This window comes from Kutzneria viridogrisea DSM 43870 (assembly GCF_000525635.1).
Lineage (GTDB): Bacteria > Actinomycetota > Actinomycetes > Mycobacteriales > Pseudonocardiaceae > Kutzneria > Kutzneria viridogrisea.
The window spans coordinates 4,321,598-4,337,278 of record NZ_CP007155.1 but is presented as its reverse complement, the minus strand read 5'-3'; the positions used below and the strand labels follow the sequence as shown (position 1 = coordinate 4,337,278).

At 71.0% G+C, this 15,681-nt stretch carries 16 protein-coding genes; 6 read left to right on the top strand and 10 right to left on the bottom strand.

The window, feature by feature from the left end; all coding sequences use genetic code 11:
- The first annotated feature begins 235 nt into the window (after positions 1-235).
- Together KALB_RS19320 and KALB_RS19315 are read left to right on the top strand one after the other, a co-directional pair.
- Positions 236-595, top strand: a complete 360-nt coding sequence (locus tag KALB_RS19320) for a hypothetical protein (RefSeq protein ID WP_051913316.1) — start codon at positions 236-238, stop codon at positions 593-595.
- Between the two features lie 21 nt (positions 596-616).
- Positions 617-2,722 carry a (Fe-S)-binding protein gene (locus tag KALB_RS19315; RefSeq protein ID WP_025357363.1) on the top strand — a complete coding sequence of 702 codons (2,106 nt, stop codon included), beginning with the start codon at positions 617-619 and terminating at the stop codon, positions 2,720-2,722.
- Here the strand turns inward: KALB_RS19315 and KALB_RS19310 are convergent.
- A complete protein-coding gene (locus KALB_RS19310) occupies positions 2,712-3,284 on the bottom strand; it encodes a TetR/AcrR family transcriptional regulator (RefSeq protein ID WP_025357362.1) in 573 nt (190 codons plus the stop codon). The two genes, KALB_RS19315 and KALB_RS19310, sit on opposite strands and share 11 nt — an antisense overlap.
- A gap of 98 nt (positions 3,285-3,382) precedes the next feature.
- On the opposite strand from KALB_RS19310, the gene KALB_RS19305 reads away from it, so the two are divergent.
- A complete protein-coding gene (locus tag KALB_RS19305; protein WP_025357361.1) occupies positions 3,383-3,781 on the top strand; it encodes a DUF4267 domain-containing protein in 399 nt (132 codons plus the stop codon).
- On the opposite strand, the gene KALB_RS19300 is transcribed toward KALB_RS19305, so the two are convergent.
- The 8 genes from KALB_RS19300 to KALB_RS19270 all read right to left on the bottom strand — a co-directional run bounded on the left by KALB_RS19300 (position 3,768) and on the right by KALB_RS19270 (position 10,564).
- Positions 3,768-4,175 (bottom strand): lasso peptide biosynthesis B2 protein, encoded by a 408-nt coding sequence (locus KALB_RS19300; RefSeq protein WP_025357360.1) that lies wholly within the window; start codon positions 4,173-4,175, stop codon positions 3,768-3,770. The genes KALB_RS19305 and KALB_RS19300 overlap by 14 nt on opposite strands.
- The gene (locus tag KALB_RS19295; RefSeq protein ID WP_025357359.1) at positions 4,172-4,429 is read right to left on the bottom strand and encodes a lasso peptide biosynthesis PqqD family chaperone; all 258 of its coding nucleotides are present in this window, start codon (positions 4,427-4,429) and stop codon (positions 4,172-4,174) included. Before KALB_RS19295 ends, KALB_RS19300 begins: the two co-directional genes overlap by 4 nt.
- Positions 4,426-6,225, bottom strand: a complete 1,800-nt coding sequence (locus tag KALB_RS19290) for an asparagine synthase-related protein (protein ID WP_025357358.1) — start codon at positions 6,223-6,225, stop codon at positions 4,426-4,428. The genes KALB_RS19295 and KALB_RS19290 overlap by 4 nt, the downstream gene beginning before the upstream one ends.
- An 80-nt stretch (positions 6,226-6,305) precedes the next feature.
- The gene (locus tag KALB_RS47630; RefSeq protein WP_158510770.1) at positions 6,306-6,425 is read right to left on the bottom strand and encodes a lasso RiPP family leader peptide-containing protein; all 120 of its coding nucleotides are present in this window, start codon (positions 6,423-6,425) and stop codon (positions 6,306-6,308) included.
- 58 nt (positions 6,426-6,483) lie between these two features.
- Positions 6,484-7,284, bottom strand: coding sequence for an alpha/beta fold hydrolase (locus KALB_RS19285; protein ID WP_025357357.1), 801 nt, complete (start codon positions 7,282-7,284; stop codon positions 6,484-6,486).
- A complete protein-coding gene (locus KALB_RS19280) occupies positions 7,277-8,152 on the bottom strand; it encodes a 4-phosphopantoate--beta-alanine ligase (protein ID WP_025357356.1) in 876 nt (291 codons plus the stop codon). The genes KALB_RS19285 and KALB_RS19280 overlap by 8 nt, the downstream gene beginning before the upstream one ends.
- A 30-nt stretch (positions 8,153-8,182) precedes the next feature.
- Positions 8,183-9,109, bottom strand: a complete 927-nt coding sequence (locus tag KALB_RS19275; protein ID WP_025357355.1) for a cyclase family protein — start codon at positions 9,107-9,109, stop codon at positions 8,183-8,185.
- Between the two features lie 189 nt (positions 9,110-9,298).
- Positions 9,299-10,564 (bottom strand): NsdA family TPR-like regulatory protein, encoded by a 1,266-nt coding sequence (locus tag KALB_RS19270; protein WP_148309532.1) that lies wholly within the window; start codon positions 10,562-10,564, stop codon positions 9,299-9,301.
- A 256-nt stretch (positions 10,565-10,820) separates the two neighbouring features.
- On the opposite strand from KALB_RS19270, the gene KALB_RS19265 reads away from it, so the two are divergent.
- The gene (locus KALB_RS19265) at positions 10,821-12,383 is read left to right on the top strand and encodes an MFS transporter (RefSeq protein WP_201771938.1); all 1,563 of its coding nucleotides are present in this window, start codon (positions 10,821-10,823) and stop codon (positions 12,381-12,383) included.
- A 56-nt stretch (positions 12,384-12,439) separates the two neighbouring features.
- Here the strand turns inward: KALB_RS19265 and KALB_RS19260 are convergent, their stop codons facing one another.
- The gene (locus tag KALB_RS19260) at positions 12,440-13,327 is read right to left on the bottom strand and encodes a helix-turn-helix domain-containing protein (protein WP_025357352.1); all 888 of its coding nucleotides are present in this window, start codon (positions 13,325-13,327) and stop codon (positions 12,440-12,442) included.
- A gap of 139 nt (positions 13,328-13,466) precedes the next feature.
- Between KALB_RS19260 and KALB_RS19255 the strand changes: the two genes are divergently transcribed.
- Both KALB_RS19255 and KALB_RS19250 read left to right on the top strand, forming a co-directional pair.
- Entirely contained in the window at positions 13,467-14,360 is an 894-nt protein-coding gene (locus tag KALB_RS19255; protein WP_025357351.1) for an MBL fold metallo-hydrolase, read from the top strand.
- Positions 14,361-14,364: 4 nt separating this feature from the next.
- Entirely contained in the window at positions 14,365-15,681 is a 1,317-nt protein-coding gene (locus KALB_RS19250; RefSeq protein ID WP_158510769.1) for an MFS transporter, read from the top strand.

Genomic DNA, 15,681 nt, shown 5'->3' with positions numbered 1-15,681 from the left:
GGGGACGAGCCGGGGTGGGCACTGGGCAATCCGGTGGGGAATTCCGGTGGTAAATACCGCCGAGGCAGCAATTCCCCTGGGCCTGTCGGAGCAGGCGGGGCCAGGGGCATTCCTCGGATGGCCGTAGCGATCGATTCTGACCGGTCAGTAACCTGCCCACGTGTCCTCGATCACAGCGGTGTTGGCGGCTCGGTGCCACCGCTTTGGTCCTGCGTGTGTCTACTGTGGAATTCCGGTGCTCCTGAACGACGAACCCGAGCACCCGGGGCACGTCTCCATCGGTGACCACCTGGGCCGGACGGCGGATGCACTCCATTCCGATCGGGTCAACGTTCCCGTTCTGCACCGATTCTGCCTGGAACGGCTGAACTGTGGCGACGAGCATTCCTGCCTGGGCTACGGGCTGGTCCTGCGGCGCGCCCACCTGGGCTGGGCCACCGAGCAGTACGAGATCGGCAGTTCCCAGCGGCAGTACCTGCTGCTGGGCATGCAGGCGGTACCGCTGCGCAACCCGGAGCTGTACCAGCGGTACTGGCGGGTGCGGAAGATGCGCTACGCATGCAAGGCATGCAGGTATTACGTCGGCTGGTTCTGATGCGACTGGAGCTGAGGACACGTGCTCGTTCGCCTCATCATCGGACTCCTGATCACCGCAGTCGGTCTGGCCGTCGCCGGTCGACGCGTGGTGTGGTTGATCCGATTGATCAGCAGCGGCCAACCGGCGAACGGCCGAATGGACGGGATCGGAACCCGCCTGCTCGCACAGGTACGTGAGGTCTTCGGTCAGCGCAAGTTGCTGAAATGGTCGATACCGGGCATAGCGCACTTCTTCACGTTCTGGGGATTCGTGTTCCTGTTGTTCACGATCCTGGAGGCATGGGGAGCGCTGTTCGAACGGGATTTCGCGGTGTGGTGGATCGGGCGCGAGCCCTGGCTGGGCTTCGCCGAGGACTTCTTCGCCGTGGCCGTGCTGCTGGCCATCGTCACCTTCGCGGTGCTGCGGCTGCGCGACTCGGCCGCGCGCAAGCAGCGCGCCTCCCGGTTCTACGGCTCGCACACCGGGGCGGCCTGGCTGGTCCTGGCCATGATCAGCGCGGTGGTGCTGACCCTGCTGCTGTACCGGGCCGCGCAGGTCAACACCGGCTACTTCCCGTTCGGCGACAGCGGGTGGCCGTTCGCCTCCTGGCTGCTGGCACAGCCGCTGGCCGGGCTGGGCACGGCCGTCAACGGGGTGCTCGAGACGGTGTTCCTGCTCGCCAACATCGCCGTGATCATGGGCTTCCTGGTGTTCGTCGTGCACTCCAAGCACCTGCACATCTTCCTGGCCCCGCTCAACGTGAGCACCAAGCGGCTGCCGGACGCGCTGGGCCCGCTGCTGCCCGTGGAGTCCGGCGGCAAGCCGGTGGACTTCAGCGATCCCGGCGAGGACGACCTGTTCGGCCGGGGCAAGGTGGAGGACTTCACCTGGAAGGGCATGCTCGACTTCGCCACCTGCACCGAGTGCGGTCGCTGCCAGAGCCAGTGCCCGGCCTGGAACACCGGCAAACCCCTGTCCCCCAAGCTGGTCGTCATGGACCTGCGGGACCACCTGTTCAGCCGCGCCCCGTACCTGCTGGGCGGCACCGAGAACGGGCAGGAGCCGCCCCCGCTGGTCGGCACCGCCGAGGCGGGCGGCGTGATCGACCCGGACGTGCTGTGGTCCTGCACCACCTGCGGGGCCTGCGTGGAGCAGTGCCCGGTGGACATCGAGCACGTGGACCACATCGTGGACATGCGCCGCTACCAGGTCATGATCGAGTCCGCCTTCCCCACTGAGCTGGGCGCGATGTTCCGCGGGCTGGAGAACAAGGGCAACCCCTGGGGCCAGAACAACTCCGAGCGCCTGGACTGGGCCAGGGACCTGGACTTCGAGGTGCCGGTCGTGGACGGGCAGCTCGGCGAGGACGTGGAGTACCTGTTCTGGGTCGGCTGCGCGGGGGCGTTCGACGACGAGGCCAAGAAGACCGTGCGGGCCACCGCGGAGCTGTTGCACATCGCCGGGGTGGACTACGCCGTGCTGGGCACGCGTGAGCGGTGCACCGGCGACCCGGCCCGCCGCTCCGGCAACGAGTTCCTCTTCCAGCTGCTGGCCGGTGAGACCGTGGACCTGCTCAACGGCACGTTCGGCGACCGCGAACCGGCCCGCCGCAAGATCGTGACGACCTGCCCGCACTGCATGAACACGCTCGGCCGCGAGTACCCGCAGCTGGACGGCAACTACGAGGTCGTGCACCACACGCAACTGCTGAACCGGCTAGTGCGCGCGGGCAAGCTGACCCCGATCCGGCCCGCCGACGAGTCCTCGCAGCCGATCACCTTCCACGACCCGTGCTACCTGGGCCGGCACAACAAGGTGTACGCCCCGCCCAGGGAGCTCGCGGGCGCGACCGGCGCCACCCTCCAGGAGATGCCCCGGCACGCCGACCGGTCCCTGTGCTGCGGCGCGGGCGGCGCGCGCATGTGGATGGAGGAGCGCATCGGCAAGCGCATCAACCTCGAACGCGTGGACGAGGCGCTCGCGACCGGCGCCGGGACCATCGCCACCGCCTGCCCGTTCTGCCGCGTCATGCTCACCGACGGGCTGGTGCAGCGGCAGAGCGAGGATCTGGCCAAGAACACCGTGGTGCGCGACGTGTCCCAGTTGCTGCTGGAGGCTGTTCGGCGGGAGCCCCTCACCCCGTGAGCCTGCCCAGCAGCAGGTCCAGTCGTGCCTGGTGCTGGGCAGGGCGCAGGCGTTGCCCGCTGGTGAGGGTGGCGAGGCCGTGCAGGGCGCTCCAGACCACTTCGGTGAGGGTTTCCAGGTCGTGCCCGCCCGCGAGGGGTTGGACCGCGGTGAGGATCTCCCCGAAGGCGGCTCGTAGTGGGGCGGGCGCCTCGCTGGTGCCGAAGGCGAGGTCGGTCGGCCGCACGAACATGACCTCGTACAACGCGGGCCGGGCGCTGGCGAAGTCCAGGTAGGCGACGGCCAGTGCGCGCAGCGCCGCGGCGGGTTCGGCGTGTGCGGTGCGGGCGGCGCGCAACTGCTCGGCGAGCACGCCGAAGCTCTCGATCGCGACGGCCCGCACGATGGCGTCCTTGCCCTTGAAGTGGCTGTACAGCACGGGTTGGCTGTATTCGACGCGCTCGGCGAGGCGGCGGGTGGTGACGGCCTCCCAGCCCTCGGTCTCGGCGAGTTGCCTGGCCGCGTCGACGATCAGCTGGTGACGTTCGGCGCGTTCGCGCTCCCGGCGCTGCTGGATGGCCACGCCCCCGATGCTAGCACTGCTAGACATGCGGGCACGGCTAGCTTAGTGTTGCTCGCGCAGCTAGCACTGCTAGATCCTTCGAGCGGGGGAAGAACACCATGTCTCTCAAGCGGGTCACCACGGTCCTCGCCGCGCTGGTCGTCCTGGCGGGCTTCGGCTTCGGCCTAGACTTCCTGCTCAACCCGCAGGCGGCCGCGGGCTTCGGCATCACCCCGTGGCCCCAGGGCGAGGCCACCGGCTACTTCGTGGTCAAGGGCGTGCGCGACCTCGCCTACGGGCTGGTCGCGCTGATCCTGCTGCTGCACGGCCAGCGCCGCCTGCTGGGCTGGGTCGTGCTGGCCGACGCGATCATCCCGCTCGGCGACTGCCTGGCCGTGATGACGCACGGCGGCACCGTGGGCTACGCACTGGCGGTGCACGGTTCAGCGGCGGTCCTGGTGCTCATCACCGCGGCCCTGCTGCTGCGCGAGAAGCCCCAGGTGGTCAGCGCACAGTGATGATCCGCCGGTAGGCCGCACAGCCGTGCGGCTCACCGACCGGCTGGCCGTCGACCTCCACCCAGGCGTGCGCGCCGAACGGTGCGGTGCGCACGCCGGAGCACCACGTCGGCCACACACCACGCAGGCGGCACAGCAAGGCCGTGGCCAGTGACCGCTGGAGGCAGAACTGGCCAGCGCACAGCAGGCTGACCGCGACGACATCCTCGCGAGCGGCAAGGGCCTGCGCAGCGGTGGCGGGCGCGGCGCGGCGGCGGACGAAGCCCAGCACGGCCCGTATGCGCCGCGGAGAAGTACGGGCCAGGGCGCGGGCGGCGAGCACCGCGAGCCACGGAAGGACACGACGAGTGGGCGGCAGCTTCCTCTGCTGCGACAAGGACATCGGGACCGTCATGCGTGCACCAGACCGGCCTTGACGAGCGTGTCGACGATGCGGGTGACGTCGCCCTGCGCACGGGCAGCGGCATCAGGGTGCCACTGGCTCAGGCAGTTGGCCGCCGAGGTGGCGGTGCCGCCGTCGAGCAGGTGGCGCAGCACGAGCGTGGCGGAGCGGTTGAGCTGGAAGTACTTGCCGAGGTGCTCGTCGAGCAGCACCGCCCCGTCCTCGGTCTCGGTCATGGCCACGTGGGCGCGCAAGGTCCAGGTCACGGCTCCTCCAGGGTGCGCAGCCAGCTCTCGCAAGCCAGCGTGGGGTCGAGCTGGATGAACGAGGACGGCGCGTGGTGCACGGAGACGAGCAACTCGCGGACGAGCCGGTCATCGATCAGGCCACGTCGGGCCAGCACCGAGTCGGCGAACAACTCGGCAAGGCCCGCGCGGTGGGCGCGGAAGCCCGCGTACACCTCGGCGCTGAACTCGCCCTTGCTCCTGCGGTCGAGGATGAACCCGGGCACGATCCCGCGCATCGCCTCGGCCAGCACCGGCTTGAACTGGTGTGGCGCGCCTCGGTCCTCGATGCGCACGGCGAGCGCTGCCGCCACGACGCTGTCGTCCAGCAGCGGCACCTCCAGCGGTACACCGTGTCGCCGCATCAGCCGGTCCGCCTGACGAACCGCCGCACTCGCGAGCCGCGCCTCGTGCAGGGCCCGGTGCTGCGCGCGATCGGCGGCCAACTCCTCGACCTCCCCGGCGACCTCCCCGTACAGGGCCCGCGCCGCCTGCACGGCCACGCGAGTGGCCCACGGCGGCATGCGCCCCTCGATCGACCACCCGAAGTCGGGTCGCTGGCCGCGTGGCCACGGTGAACCCAACAGATCGGCGCCGACGCGGAGCGACTGCCGGTAGGTCGAGCGGTCCCGCAACCCGGCCAGCACCGAGGTCAGCGGCCAGCGCCCCATGGCCCGGTAACCGCGGAGCCTGCGCAGACTGGCCAGCGGGCGGTCACCGACCAGGCCGTGCAGGTGCGCGACGGGCAGGCTGAACAGCTCGTCGCCGCCGTGCCCCGCGAGGTGGACGCGGGCACCGGAACCGGCAACCACCTCGCCGAGGTGAGCCAGCTTCTGCCGACCCCGGATCCAGGGGAACGGCAACTCCGGATCGGTCCACTCCCCCGCGCCGGGCGCGAGCCCGGCGAACATCATCGGGCGGCTGCCCGCGGCGAGCACCCGGTGCTCGGTGTCCACCTGGCGTGCGGCGCGAGCGGCCCACAGGATGTCCTCGTGCTCGGGGTCACGAGGTTCCTCCACCACCGACACCACCCGCGCGGCGCCGTGTGCGGCGATGGCGCACAGCGAGGTGGAGTCCATACCACCGGAGAGATCGGCGCTGACGGTGCCGCCGGGCCGGGTGCGGACCGACACGGCTGCGGTGAGCGCGTCACGGACCTCACGGGCGCCTTCGCCCAACGGGAGAACCGGGTCCGGGGCAGACCACCAGCGCACGGTGCTGCCGCGGCCATCCCGCTCGGCGAGCAGGTACCTGTCAGCGGGAACCGAGTGCACACCCCGCCAGGGCGACAGGTCGGACAGCCCGTGCGGCAACGCGGGCGCCACGAGCCTGGCGGCGAGCACTCGTTCGTCGATGCCGGCGCCGATCGCGCGGGCCAGCACCTCGCCGCGGTCAGCGGCCACTGTCACGCCCGCGACGCACGCGTGCCAGACCCGGCGCACCCCGGAGGCGGTTCCCCGTACCCGCAACCGCCCGTCCAGTGCGGCGATCAGGTGGAAGCTGCCCGGCACCGCGTCGAACGCGCTCGGGTCGCCGCAGCGGGCGAGCTTCCTGGCCAACTCCTCGCCGGTGATCCCGGCGAACCCGAGGAGGGCGACGGCCGCGGTCCGCGTCCGTGCGTGCAGGATCTCTTGCGGGGACCAGGAACCCAGCAGCCAGGGGCGCCCCGACGGGTGGTTCAGCACGCACCGGGCCGAAGGCCTGAGGACCAGCGCGGCGGGTCGCGCCCGCTCGCAGTCGGGCAGCGCGGCGAACCAGGAATCCCGCGGCGACTGCACTGCTGCTCCCCTCTCGTGTGCGCGGAAACCACCTGTGTGCCCGGGACAAATCCGTCCCGGACACACAGGTCCTGTCCCGGTTACGGGATGGGCGTGAGGCCCCAGGTGTCGAAGACGGTGCCGACCCCGCCCATCGTCAGCTCGGCGTAGTCGCCGATCTCCACCACCGCGGGTGGTTCGTAGAGGTCCTGTGCTTCCACGTGTCCTCCTCTTCTTCCTCCCGGGCGCGGCTCCGCACCCGAAGTCCACATTGGACACTCAATCGACTGCCTCGGCGATCACGGAGGCGAGCAGGTGCGGCGCCGTCACGTGGGCGAGGTGGCCCTGCCCCGCCAGCCGGACCACGCGTGCGGCGGGCATCACCCCGGCGAGGATGGCGAAGTCCGTGCCGAAGGGCGGGCTGCCCTCGTTGAGCGCGCCCACCACCAGCGTGCTCGGCACGGAGATCCCGGCCCAGTCGGTGAGAACCGCTTCGTGGCCGTTGATGGCGGCGATCTCCTCGACCACCGCCGCCACCAGCGGTCTCACCGAGGGCCACTGCTCGGCAGCCAGCATCGGGGCCACCTCGGTCTGGGACAGGCCCGAGATGTCCAGGGTCACCGTGCGCAGTACCTCGACCAGATCACCGCGCCGCGAGGCAGACACCAGGTCCGCGAACCGGTCCGCCCCGAACGGTCCCACGCTGGGTTCGTAGAGGACCAGCGCGCGCAGGTCAGTGCGCGACCTGGCCACCTCCAGCGCGATGAGGCCGCCATAGCTGTGTCCGAACAGGACACACGGCTCACCGAGGGCGTCGAGCACGGCGTGCAGGTCCTCGACCTCCGTGCGCAGCGTGTAGTCCGTCCCGAGTGGACCGCTCGGCGGGCGGCCCCGCCGGTTGACCACGATCACCGGGTTGGGCAGGACGATCGCCTCCACAACGGACCGCCACCCGGTCGCGTCGGCGATCGCCCCGTGTACCAGCACGATCGGCGGCCCCTGCCCGGAGCGGACCGTCGCGGCCAGCGCGGTACCGTCCGCACCGGTGAACACCCGCTCGGCCGTGGCGTGCTCAGCCACGAGCGACCAGTTCCGGTGGCAGTTCACGGCCCAGCGGGTGGTTGTCCAGCACCCGCACCCGCCCGAGGTCCGCGGCCACCACGACGAGCGAGCCGGAGTCCGCCGTCTCCCGGTCGTCGAAGGAGTCCTTGTCGACCACCGTGGCGTAGTCCAGCCTGGCCCCGGGCTGCTCGGCGATGCGGGCACGGGCGACCGCGGTCAGTGCGCGCACGTCGCGCTCGCCCGCGTCGTAGCGCAGCTTCGCCAGGCGAACCGCGTCCACCACGCACAGGGCGGCCGCACGTTCGGCTTCGTCCATCAGCGCGTTGCGCGAGCTGACCGGCAGGCCGTCGGCTTCCCGCACCGAGGGGCAGGGCACCACCTCGCAGGACCACCACAGGTCCCGCGCGAGCCGCTTCATCACCGCCACCTGCTGTGCGTCCTTCTCCCCGAAGTACCAGCGGTGCGGAACGCAGATGTGCAGCAGCTTGGTGCAGATCGTGGAGATGCCGGTCAGCATGTTGGGCAGCCTGGCCGCCTCGTAGCGGCCCTCCAGTTCGGGCAGGGTGATCCGGGTGACGTGGCCCGGCGGGTAGACCGCCTCGCGCGGGGGCACCACCACGGCGTCCACCCCGGCGGCCTCCAGCTTCGCCAGGTCTCCCTCGTCGTCGGAGGGATACCGGTCGGCCTCCGCGGACTCGTTGAACATCAACGGGTTGACGAAGATGCTGCTGACGACCACGTCGTTCTCCGCCCGTGCGCGGTCCACCAGGCTCAGGTGGCCGCGGTGCACGGCGCCGAGCGTGCCGAACATGCCGATGCTGCGACCGCTCTCCCGCAGCTTCTCGTTGTGCGCTCGGAACTCGATCGGGTCGGTGAAAACCTTCATCGGGACTGACCTCCGGTGCGACCGAGGGGACTACTTGATGGCCAGCGGGTTGATCGGGGAGCCCACGGCCCTGGTGAACTTCAGCGGCGAACCCGCGTAGAAGAACTCGTAGCGGCCGTCGGCCGCGCAGGACCTGGCCAGCTCCTCCAGGTCCAGGATCTCGGCCAGGGTCACGCCCATGTCCCTGATGAGCACCATGTGCAGCTCGAACATGCTGTCAGGGCGCTCGCCGGGCACGACCTCCACCGCGAAGTTGTCCGCGCCGACCACGGCCACGTCCCGCTCGCGCAGCCAGGGCAGGCAGCGCAGGCCGAGTCCGGGTTCGTTGCCGGTGAACGCCACCGGGTCGCGGTCGTGCAGGAACTTGGGCCACCAGCCGGTGCGGATCAGCAGGATGTCGCCCTCGCCGACGGTGACCCCGTGGGCCCGCTCGGCCGCCTCCAGGTCCTCGGGCGTGATGACCTCGCCGCCGTCCATCCAGTGCACCCCGCGCAGCCGGGCGAGGTCGAGCAACACCCCTCGGCCGACGATGCCCTTGGCCTGGGTCTCGATCCCGCACCGGGCCGCGCCCTTGCTGGTCACCTCGTGCCCGGGGTGGCCGTTGTACAGCTGCCCGTCGTAGTGCACGTGTGCCAGCGAGTCGTACTGGCTGCCCGCCTGCAACGGCATGAACACGTAGTCGTCGGCCCAGGTCAGACCGCCGGGCAGGTCCTGCTCCTGGCCGTTCTCCGACATCAGCCGGACCGGGTTCTGCCGTCCGCCGCCCGGCTGGGGGCCCTCGGCGTCCAGCGGGATGCCCAGGTCGAACACCTGCCCGGTGCGGATCAGCCCGGCCGCGGCGACGATCAGCTCCGGGGTGATCAGGTTGGTGGTGCCGCGCTCGTCCTGCGCGCCCCACCGCCCCCAGTTGCTCAGCTCCGCGCCCAGGGCACGGACCTCGGGCAGGTCTTCGGTCATCGCTGTCCTCCGCGGTTTCCGGGAAGGGGAATCGACACCACACGGGAAGCGGGAGCCCATTCCGAAGCGCGTTCGGAAATTCTCCCGGACGAGGACGTTACGCAATCAGGGCCGTGCACGGCGGAGCCGTTCCGGTCAGCTTGGTCAGCGACAGGTGAAGCTGGTCAGATTCGGTGAACCAGCCTGAATTCAGGGGGTCAGATCGGGCGTCACCGATGCCGCCGACAACCGCGCCCGCAGGGTGTCGGCCACTCGGCGGGCGTTGTCCGTGCGGTGCTCGCCGCTGAGCAGTTCGTCCCTGGCCGCGCGCAGCCCGAGCCGGACCTCGTTGATCAGCTGCTCCGGGGCCAGGTCCAGCACCGGGCCCAGCACGCAGAGCCCGCGGCACAGCTCGCCGCCCCGCAGCAGCGCCCGCATCAGGTCGATGCGGATCAGCGCCTCCACCGCGTAGGACCGCCCGCTCGTGGGCAGGCGGTGGCACCAGTCCAGCGCGTCGGTCAGCTCGGTCAGCGCCCCGTCCAGGTCGCCCAGCGCCAGCAGGGTCCGGCCGGCCAGCTGCGCCTCCCCGTCCCGGTCCAGGTGCGGCACACCCCGTCGGCCGCCCTCGTTGCGCTCCCGCAGGGCCTCGGCCTTGGCCAGCGCACGACGTGCCTCCTCGGCCAGCCCCGCCTCCGCCCACGCGCGGGCCGCCACCAGGGTCAGCACGGTGTCCAGGCCGTCCTCGGCCGGGCAGGCCAGCCCCTGGGTCGCCAGGCGGGCCGCCTCCAGGTGGTGGCGCGCGCCGTGCGCCAGGCGGGCCTGCGCGATGCGGGCCCAGCGGCGGGCCTCGTTGTCCTCGGCCAGGTCGGCCAGGTCCCAGGCCGCCGAGGCCTGGTTGTAGGCGGCGTTGCCGTCCCCGAGGTCGTCGGACATCCACGCGAGCAGGGTGCAGAACTTGGCGCCGAGCACCAGCAGTTCACGGCGCTCGGCGGGCCGCTGGTGACCCTGCAACAGGCGGGCGACGCGGTCACGGCCCATCGCCGCCCGGTAGATCAGTGCCGAGGGCGGCACGTGCAGGTAGGACAGCGCGATGCCGTGGAGCTTGCCGCGCACTTGGGCGAGGGTGGACTCGTCGGCGTTGGTCTGCGACACGCTCTGCACCAACCGGGCGGAGGCGCAGGAGTCGCTCACCAGCGGGGTCAGCCTGCGCTGGCCCACCGCGCCGGGCGAGGTCGGGGTGCGCGGGGACCCCGGCCAGACGGACCCGATGTCCACGTTCTCGTGCAGGTGCTCGGACAGCACCGCCACCACGGTCTCCGGGATGCCCTTGCGCGGGTAGGAGCCGCGCAGCCAGTGGTAGGGCGCCTTGGGGCTGACGGTGCCGTCACCGCGCAGCCGGTTGATCTCCCGCGCCAGCTTCTCCGGCGACCAGTTGAGCCTGGCCAGGAAGTCGGCCAGTCCCGTGGCCTCAGCCATGTCCGCGATCAGCTCCCCCACACCTGCCGAACACCGCGTTCGGTACCGAAGTCCAGGAATTCGTTACCGTACTCCCGGCGCGAGTGCGGATTGACCAGCGGTCCGCGCCGTTATTCACACTTACCAAGTTGACCAGCTCCTGACCAAGTTGACCGAACTCCCCTCTTTCCCGAAATCGGAACGACCCGCTCCAATATCTCCCGAGCGACTGTGCGTGCAGCCGAATTCCGATGACAAGCAGTGGGAGTACACCGGCGTGATCAACGAAGCCAGCAGGAAATGGTGGGTGCTGACCGGGGTCAGCATCGTCAGCTTTCTCGGCTGCATCGACCTGACGATCGTCAACACGGCCGCTCCGGACATCGGCCGCGACCTGCGGACGACCGTGACGCAGATGCAGCTCATCGTCAACATCTTCGTGGTCGCGCTGTCGATGTTCATGGTGACCGCGGGCCGGCTCTCCGACATCCTGGGCAGGCGCAAGGTGCTCTACGCGGGCACCGCCCTGTTCGGGCTCGCCTCGCTCGGCGCGGGGCTCGCGCCCAACATCCCGCTGCTGGTGGTGTTCCGGTTCCTGCAGGGCGCCTCCTGCGCGGTGCTCTACACCAGCTCCAGCACCATCGTGTCCAACGCCTTCCCCGAGTCCCAGCGCGGCAAGGCGATCGGCACCCTGTTCGCGGTCAACGGCATCGGCCTGGCCATCGGCCCGATGCTGGGCGGGCTGATCGTGGGCGCACTGAACTGGCACTGGGTGTTCCTGGTCAACGTGCCGCTGGTGGTCATCGCCCTGGCGATCTGCTCGGTCAGCCTGACCGAGTCCAAGGCCGACACCGACGTGGAACTGGACTGGCCGGGGCTGGTGCTGCTCGCGCTCGGACTCTCCGGTGTGATCTTCGCCTTCACCTTCAACGACACCTTCGGCTGGGGCTCCTGGCAGGTGCTCGGCACGCTGGCCGTCGGCGTGCTCGCCCTCGTGGTGTTCGTGATCGTCGACCGCAGGCAGCGGTTCCCGCTCATCCCGTTCAAGCTGCTGGCCAACAAGCTGTTCCTCAGCGCGGTGACCGCCGAGTTCTCGCTCGCGTTCTTCTACACCACCGCGCTGTTCCTGATGCCGCTGTACCTGAGCACGGTGCGCCACTACGACGAGCTGACCATCGGCCTGATGATGCTGCCGACCACCGCCACCGTGGCGGTGCTCTCCCCGCTGGTGGGCAGGCTGGTCGACAAGGTCGGTCCGATCATCGTGCTGACCACCGGGTTCGCCGCGTTCACCCTGTCCGCCGTCCTGCAGTCCCAGTTCGACGCGCACAGCGGGATCGGGTACGTGGCCGCCGCCTTCGTGCTGATGGGCATCGGCTGGGCGTTCGTGCTCGGGCCCGCCGCGGTGGCCGCCCTGTCCGCGGTGCCCCAGCGGCTGTCCGGGCTCGCCGTGGGTGCCACCTGGACCTTCCACAACTTCGGCGGGGCGGTCGGCCTGGCCCTGGGCATGACCCTGTTCCGCGGGTTCGGCGAGAGCGCCCTGCGCGGTGGCCTGGCGACACAGGGCGCGACCGCGGGGCCGTGGACCGCCGAGGTCGTGGCCAAGCCCGGCTCGGCGGCGGACCTGCTCCAGCAGCACGCGGGCCTGGGCCAACCCGCCGCGGGCGACCTGGTGGACTCGCTGTTCGCCGCCGGGGACCGGGCGGCGATGCTGCTGCTGGTCGGCACCTCGCTGGTCGCGATGGTGACGATCTTCGTGCTGGGTCGGCTGCGCGGCCGCGACCAGGGGCAGGTCGCCGAGACCGCCCAGGAGGAGCCTGCGGACCTGCCCGCCTCCTGAGGCGGGTCCGCGTACCGGCCGCCCGGCCACCCCTCGGCCGGGCGGCCCTCCCGCGTTCACCCGCGCACCGGGTGCACCTCGGTGGCCGTGCACCAGGTGCCCGCCTGGGCGAGGAGCTGGATCGCGTTCTGCGAGGGCGAACCGGCCTCGGTGGTGTGCGCGATCAGGGTCTGCTCCGGGGACCGGGCGATGGCCAGCGCCTGCTGGGTGACGGTGATCCGGCCCACCAGCGGGTGGCGCAGCTCGTAGTCGGCGGCGTCGCAGGGCCGGATGCGGTGGTCGGCCCACATCGTGACGAACTCGGGGCTGCGCACGGTCAGCTCGCCGATCAACGCCGCGAGCAGCCCGTCCTCCGGGTGCTTGCCCACGGCCAGGCGCAGGTTGCCCACCAGGGCGCGGGCCTTGCGCGGCCAGTCGGCGTACAGCTCGCGGCTGTGCGCGTCGAGGAAGATCATCCTCGCCGCGTTCGGGCGATCCGAGGGGCGCTCGGGACTGGTCGGGTCCACGTGCCCGGCGAGCAGCGCGTGGCCCAACGGGTTCCAGGCCAGCACGTCGGTGCGGCGGCCCTGCACCACTGCGGGCACGTCACCCATGAGCCGCAACAGGTCCAGTGTGGCCGGGCTGACCCGCTCCGGCCTCGGGCGGCTGGCCGCCACCGTGCGCGAGACCGCCGCGGCCAGCCGCCGCAGGTGCTCGCGCTCGTCCTGGTCCAGCAGCAGGGCGGTGGCGATGGCGTCCAGCACCGCGGGCGAGGCGTTGAGCGACTGCCCCTGCTCCAGCCTGGTGTAGTACGAGGCGCTGATCCCGGCCAGCTGGGCCAGTTCCTCACGGCGCAGCCCGGGTACCCGGCGTCTGGCGCCCGCCGGGCAGAGCCCCACGTCCTCGGGGCGCAACTGGGCTCTTCGTGCCTGCAGGAACTCACCGAGCTGACCGGGTCCACCCATCCGTCGAGTATGCGCGCTGCGGACTGCCCGCAGCCACACCCCAGCAGGGATAGGAAAACCCGGGGCTGGCTGGGACACCGCAAGATCGGCAGAGTGGGCGGCGAGGTTTGTGCGGCAACAACAAACAGGGGGGATCATGGTGCGGCAGATCGTGCTGGGCGACGTGAGCGTCACCAGGGTGGGCGAGTACTACGGCTCGGTGCACCTGGCCCCCCAGGCGTTCTTCCCGGAGGCACCCGACGGGGCGTGGCTGGACCACAAGTCCTGGCTGGCGCCGGACTTCTGGGACACCGACGCCAACCACTGCATGACCGCCGTGCAGACCTGGCTGCTGCGCAGCGAGGGCAGCACCATCCTGGTCGACACCGGGGTGGGCAACCACAAGGAGCGGCCGGACTCCCCGCTGTGGACCGGCCTGCGCACGAGCTTCCTGGAGGACCTCGCCACGGCGGGCGCCCGGCCGGAAGACGTGGACATCGTGATCAACACGCACCTGCACGCCGACCACGTCGGCTGGAACACCCGGCTGGACGGTACGGACTGGGTGCCGACCTTCCCCAACGCCACCTACCTGATCCCCGAACGCGAGTTCCACCGCTGGAACCCCGAGGGCGAGCACTACGACGGTGGCAACCAGAACGTGTTCGAGGACAGCGTCACGCCCGTGCACCGCGCCGGTCAGGTGCGGCTGTGGGACCTCAGCCACCGCATCGACAAGAACCTGCGGCTGGACCTGGCCCCCGGCCACACCCCGGGCTCCTCGGTGGTGACCCTGGAGTCGGGCACGGACCGGGCGGTGTTCGTCGGCGACATGATGCACAACCCGTTGCAGTTCGTGGAACCGGACACCAACAGCTGCTTCTGCGAGGACCAGGCGGAGGCCAGGGCCACCCGGCACAAGGTGCTCGGCTGGGCCGCGGACAACAACGCGCTCGTCCTGCCCGCGCACCTGGGCGGTCAGGGTGGGGCCGAGATCGTGCGCGACGGCGGCAAGTTCGCCATCAAGCAGTGGGCCCCCTTCGCCCGGATCTGAACCCGTGCCCAGACAGAGCGGCGCAGAGGCGCCCGATCCGGCTCAGCGGGCGGTGCTGCTCGGCACCCTCGCGGGCACCGTGGTCGAATGGTACGACTTCAGCATCTACGGCTTCCTGAGCGTGGTGCTGGCCCAGCACTTCTTCCCCGCCGGGGATCCCACCGTGAGCCTGCTGGGGGCCTACCTGTCCTTCGCACTCGCCTACGCCGTGCGCCCGATCGCGGGTGTGGCGCTCGGGCGGCTGGCCGACAGCGCCGGGCGCCGGGGTGTGCTCGCCGGGATCATCCTGCTGACCGGGTTCGCCACCTTCGCGATCGGTCTCGTGCCCGGCTACGAGCAGATCGGCATCGCCGCGCCGGTACTGATCGTGCTGCTGCGCGTGTTGCAGGGTGTGGGGGCCAGCGGCGAGTGGACACTGGGCACGACCTTCCTGCTGGAGAGTTCGCCGCGTGCGCGGTGGCCGGTGCTGGGCTCGTACATCTCGCTGACCTACTACATCAGCCTCACCCTCGGCACCGGCCTGGCCGCGGCGCTGTCCGCGGGCATGGGCCCTGCCTTCGGCACCTGGGGCTGGCGGATCCTGTTCCTGCTCACCGCGCCCATGGCACTGGTCGGGCAGTACATCCGCAAGCGGCTCGACGAGACCCCGGAGTTCCGGCGGATCAAGGCCGAACGGCAGGACGAGCCGCGGCTGCCGCTGCTCGGTGCGCTGCGCACGCAGTGGCGGCCGATACTGGCCTACATCGGGGTGTCCGCCCAGCAGCGGGTGGCCCAGTTCGCCCTGTCCACCTTCGTGATCACCGCACTCGTCGAGGCCGGTCTCGGCCAGTCCGGCGCGTTCCTGGTGAGCACCCTGACCTACGTGCTGTCCATCCCCCTGGTGCTGATCGGCGGCCGACTCGGCAGGCGCTGGGGTCCGGTGTTCCCGATGGCGCTGGGCATGGGCTGCCTCGCCGTCACGGCCGTGCCGACCTTCCTGCTGCTGGACTCCGGCCAGTTCTGGTGGACCCTGCTCGCCGAGACCGTCTTCTCCTTCGGCGTGGTGGTCGGCTCCGGCCCGAGCGCGGCGCTGATGATCAGCATCTTCCGGCCGGAGGTGCGCGGGGCGGCCACGGGCCTGAGCTACAACGTGTGCACCGTCCTGTTCGGGTCCACCGCCCCGCTGGTCGCCACCTGGCTGCACGGGTGGACCGGCAGCAACCTCGCCTTCGCCTGGTACACCGCCGGGATCAGCGTGCTCGGTGTGCCCGCACTGCTGGTGTGCCGTCGGTACCTGCGGGTGCGGGAGCGCGAGCCCGAACTGGTCGAGGTGCCCGGCTGA

Excerpts from the sequence above, each read along its gene's own strand:
- KALB_RS19305 (WP_025357361.1), top strand. The coding sequence starts at position 3,383 with ATGTCTCTCAAGCGGGTCACCACGGTCCTCGCCGCGCTGGTCGTCCTG.
- KALB_RS19270 (WP_148309532.1), bottom strand. The coding sequence starts at position 10,564 with ATGGCTGAGGCCACGGGACTGGCCGACTTCCTGGCCAGGCTCAACTGG.
- KALB_RS19280 (WP_025357356.1), bottom strand. The coding sequence starts at position 8,152 with ATGAAGGTTTTCACCGACCCGATCGAGTTCCGAGCGCACAACGAGAAG.
- KALB_RS19260 (WP_025357352.1), bottom strand. The coding sequence starts at position 13,327 with ATGGGTGGACCCGGTCAGCTCGGTGAGTTCCTGCAGGCACGAAGAGCC.
- KALB_RS19300 (WP_025357360.1), bottom strand. The coding sequence starts at position 4,175 with ATGACGGTCCCGATGTCCTTGTCGCAGCAGAGGAAGCTGCCGCCCACT.
- KALB_RS19275 (WP_025357355.1), bottom strand. The coding sequence starts at position 9,109 with ATGACCGAAGACCTGCCCGAGGTCCGTGCCCTGGGCGCGGAGCTGAGC.